Genomic DNA, 4,021 nt, shown 5'->3' on the forward strand with positions numbered 1-4,021 from the left:
CGGGAAACAGCGTTTCCAGCGTGCCGAACTGCTCCGCCACCACCAGTGGTGAATGATTGGGCAGCATGATGCGCCCGCCCCCACGCGGATACGCCGTGTCGCGGCGGCGACCTGCCCGATCAGGACGGCGGTCGCGGCCGAGGCTATGCCCGGCATCGCATGGTGTTCCGCCAGCCAGTAGCGGTGAAACCCCAGCCCGTCCGCCAGCCGGGCCAGATCGCACGTATTGCGCAGCGCGTCCGCCACGCTGGCGCCACGGGTAATGAGGGAGAGATCAAGGACGGAAAAAGGGATCACGCAACGCATCTCCGCATCGGGGTCGGGGGCATCGGGCCGGCCGGTTTCATGCGCTTTTCACGCCGGGCGGCGCGTGGAACCTTATACACCACGTGACGTTGGGACAGCAGGCTTCTGGTGGAGTATCTCCCATGCTGACGCTGCTGGTTATTGTGCTGCTCATCTTCGCCATTGGCGGGGGTGGGTACGGTTACCGCTCCGGCTGGTACGGCGGCGCGGGTAGCCCGGGATTCAACGGACTGGGCCTGCTGCCCATCGTCCTGATCCTCATCGCCCTGTTCCTCCTGTTCCGTGTAAGCGGCACCCACAACATGCCCCCGCCCTGAACCATCGCGGCGGGCGATGGTTTCGTGCGCAACCAATCCGTTTCCACAGGGTTATGACCATGGCGTTCAGCCCGTGCGCAGCGGGCCTGAACGCCATACTGCACGACCCCGCCATGTTCGCGTCATGGCCTCTTCAAGGAGGCACAGGTGCCCGATACGCTTTATCGTAACGCGTTGTTTTTTGACGGTACGGGATGCGATCCCATCATTTCCGACATCGCCGTGTCAGACGGCATCATTTCAGCAATCGGCACGGACCTGCCCGCGGGCGACGATACGCGCGTGGTGGACTGCACCGGGCTGTGGCTCATGCCGGGGCTGCTGGACATTCATACCCATCTGGATCTTGAACTGGAAGTGGCCCCCGAACTGCCCGAGGTCGTCCGCCACGGCACGACCACGGCGGTCATTGGCAACTGTTCGCTGGGCGTGACCTTTGGCAACCAGCGCCGCGACGGGGAAGACCCCATCGTGGACTGTTTCGCCCGGGTGGAGAACATGCCCAAATCCGTGCTGCGCAAGGTGGCCGATACCTGTTCATGGACGGATTCACAGGGCTATCTCGACCATCTGGCAGTCTGCCGCTTGGCCCCAATATCGTGCCGCTCCTGCCCCATTCCATGTTGCGGATCGAGGTGATGGGCCTGCATGGTTCCGTCAGTCGCCGCCCCACGCGGGGTGAACGCGCGCGAATGGAACGTCTGGTCGATGCGGCCATGGCGCAGGGCTATCCCGGATTTTCGACCGATGCGCTGCCCTTCCATTTCCTGGCGAATGATCCGCACAAGAACCGGAGGATTCCCACGCAGTACGCGAGCTTTCATGAACTGCGGCAACTGACCGGCGTGGTCCGCCGCTATGGCCGGGTATGGCAGGCGACACCATCGAAGGATAATTTCATCGAGGCCGTCCGCAGTTTCATGCTGACAAGCGGGCGCGTGTTCGGCCGACCGCTCCGGACGACCGTGCTGGCGGTCCTTGATCTACAGACCAACCGGGCCGCCGTGGCGCTGTGCCTCATGCTTTCGGCCATTCTCAATTCGCGGTTTCTGGATGGGTATTTCCGCTTTCAGGCGCTGTCGGGCACGTTCAGGCTCTGGAGTGACGGGGCGATCAATCCGCTGGCCGACGAGATCCCGGAACTGCGCGCCCTGAACGAACTCGAACCCGAGGACCGCACAGGGCGCGCGCATATCCTCAATGACCCCGAATGGATCGCGTCCTTCAGGCATATGTGGCTCGAAGGCAGGACAGGCTGGTCCCCCATGGCGCGGCTGCGGCGGCTGCTCAGGCAGGAGGAAACCGTCCTGACCCGCCGCCTGTCGGACATGACCGTGGCCGCCGCCCCGCTGGATAACTGGCGTGGCGAGACACTGGCCGCGCCCTATCACCGCCTGTTGCGCTGGCAGGCGAGCCGGGGGCGCAGGGGGGCGGCCAACGCGGATGAGGACACGTTCTTCCGCACCTTCCCCAACCCGGTGGGAGATGACGCGACATTCATCATCCATCTGCTGCGGCAATGGGATACGGACCTGCGGTGGGAGACGACCATCGCCAACCGCAATCCGGCCGTGGTGAAAAAACTGCTGTTCCACCCCCGGACTGCCGGGCTTTAACGACAGTGGCGCGCATCTGGCCAATATGGGCTTTTATGATGGCAACCTCCGCCTGCTGAAAATGGCCCAGCCGGACGGGCTGGGGAAAGTGGCCGCCGGGGTCCATCGGCTGACGGGCCTGCCCGCAGCGTTCTTCAATATCAATGCGGGCGTGCTTCAGGTGGGTGCGCGCGCCGATCTGTGCGTGATCGACCCGGAGGCGCTGCGCCGCTGGGAGCCGGAATCCACGTACGAGTTCATATATCGCCAGCAGTTCGGCTGCCGTCAGGTCGTCAATCGCCCCGTGGGCGTGGTGCGGGAGGTCATGATCGCGGGCCGGACGGCGTGGAAGGACAATACCTATGTTGCCGTGTACGGCGAGATTCCCTTTGGCCGGGTGCTCAGGGCACGAGACCACCCCGATGAACACGCCCATCCCGGCGCGCACGCCGTGGCGTGCTGAAAACCGTTTACATTAAGGCAACATGAACCTGCGCATATTTGATGGCCCCCCCGGTCCGCGCGCCATGGTATGAGTTCCGGCCTCATGGGGCGGTTGCGGGGAGCGTGGTATCTTTTGTCGTGTCGGTTACAAGCGGGGTTCGTGGTTTCCCTGTCCATTCTGTACCCATTCAGCACGCTGTACGCGCAGACTGTCCCGACCGTCACCCTGGCCGGCATTACCATAAAGCCCTATGCCACGGACCAGCTTGACGTCGGCGGTTTCGCCAACGCATCTCCCGCCCGCCCCGGCACGCGCGCGCGCGGCGCGGATGCGCAATGGCGTGCGCCTGAACATACACAGGCAGGTGGAAGTCGGGGGCATATGGGATTTCGGGCCCGCGCCGGGTGGCCAGATGCGCCTGTTCGAAGGGCAGGTTTCCTATGTCGGGCTGAAGCATTTCGTGTTCACCGCCGGTATTTTCAAACCCAGCTTCGGCCTTGAATCCATGCAGGCGCAGGGCGATACCGTTTTTATTGAACGCTCCAGCATTTCCACCATCACCCGCAATCTGGCCACGGGCATCGAACGTCAGGCCGTGCAGGCGGAAACATATGGCAGGCGCTATCACTTCGCCCTGTCGGCCACGGCGGGCACCGCAGGCCCCGGAGAGAACGGAAACCAGCGCGGCATGGCCTTTCGCCTGGCGGGCCTGCCGGTCAGGACCGGTGGACTGCTGGTTCATCTGGGCCTTTCGGGCGAATGGGTGTTCCGCCCGGCCTCGGCCCGCAATTCCAGCCCAGCCCTCACACTTTCCGATGTGCCGGAAATGAATACCGGCACGGATGCGAAATACCTCAATACCGGAAAGATCGCGGCCAGCAGCGCGGGCGCGCTGGGGCTGGAGGCCGCCGTGGCATGGCGCAGGCTGTTCTTTCAGGGTGAGGCGTATGACATTCTGGTCAACAGCCGTCTGGGCCGTACGGGTAACCAGCCCCTGCATTTTCATGGCTGGTACGGTCAGCTTGGCTATACGTTCAATGGCCGGGCAAGGGAGTGGAAGGGGCGCACGGCCGCGTTTTCCTCGCCTGCCTGCGACAGGAAGGAGACGGTCCTGTGCAACGGCTACGGCGTGCTGGAAGTCGCGGCACGCTATTCACAGGCGGATCTGCAATCCGCGCCGGTGCAGGGGGGCAACCAGCAGGTCGGGGCGCTGGCGGTCAACTGGTGGCCGACCGCCATTATCCGCATGTCCGTGCAATATGAATATGGACAGGTCCATGGCGGCAGGGAGCCGGAGCATTTCCATGGCGTCATGTCGCTGTTCCAGATCAAGTTCTGACAGGACCGGCGCCGCCGCC

General features: G+C 63.8%; 2 protein-coding genes and 2 pseudogenes. 3 read left to right on the plus strand and 1 reads right to left on the minus strand.

Features of this window, described 5'->3' with window-relative positions; genetic code table 11:
• A pseudogene (locus tag JCM25156_RS23420) lies at positions 1 to 297 on the minus strand (LLM class flavin-dependent oxidoreductase); the annotation flags it as partial.
• Positions 298 to 428: 131 nt separating this feature from the next.
• On the opposite strand from JCM25156_RS23420, the gene JCM25156_RS10420 reads away from it, so the two are divergent.
• The 3 genes and pseudogenes from JCM25156_RS10420 to JCM25156_RS23430 all read left to right on the plus strand — a co-directional run bounded on the left by JCM25156_RS10420 (position 429) and on the right by JCM25156_RS23430 (position 4,002).
• Positions 429 to 623, plus strand: a complete 195-nt coding sequence (locus JCM25156_RS10420) for a hypothetical protein (RefSeq protein ID WP_025813037.1) — start codon at positions 429 to 431, stop codon at positions 621 to 623.
• A 147-nt stretch (positions 624 to 770) separates the two neighbouring features.
• Positions 771 to 2,681, plus strand: a pseudogene (locus JCM25156_RS23425) (N-acyl-D-amino-acid deacylase family protein).
• Positions 2,682 to 2,928: 247 nt separating this feature from the next.
• Complete coding sequence (locus JCM25156_RS23430) at positions 2,929 to 4,002, plus strand: OprO/OprP family phosphate-selective porin (protein WP_242402594.1); 1,074 nt, start codon at positions 2,929 to 2,931, stop codon at positions 4,000 to 4,002.
• The last annotated feature ends 19 nt before the right edge of the window (positions 4,003 to 4,021 follow it).

This window comes from Komagataeibacter kakiaceti JCM 25156 (assembly GCF_000613305.1).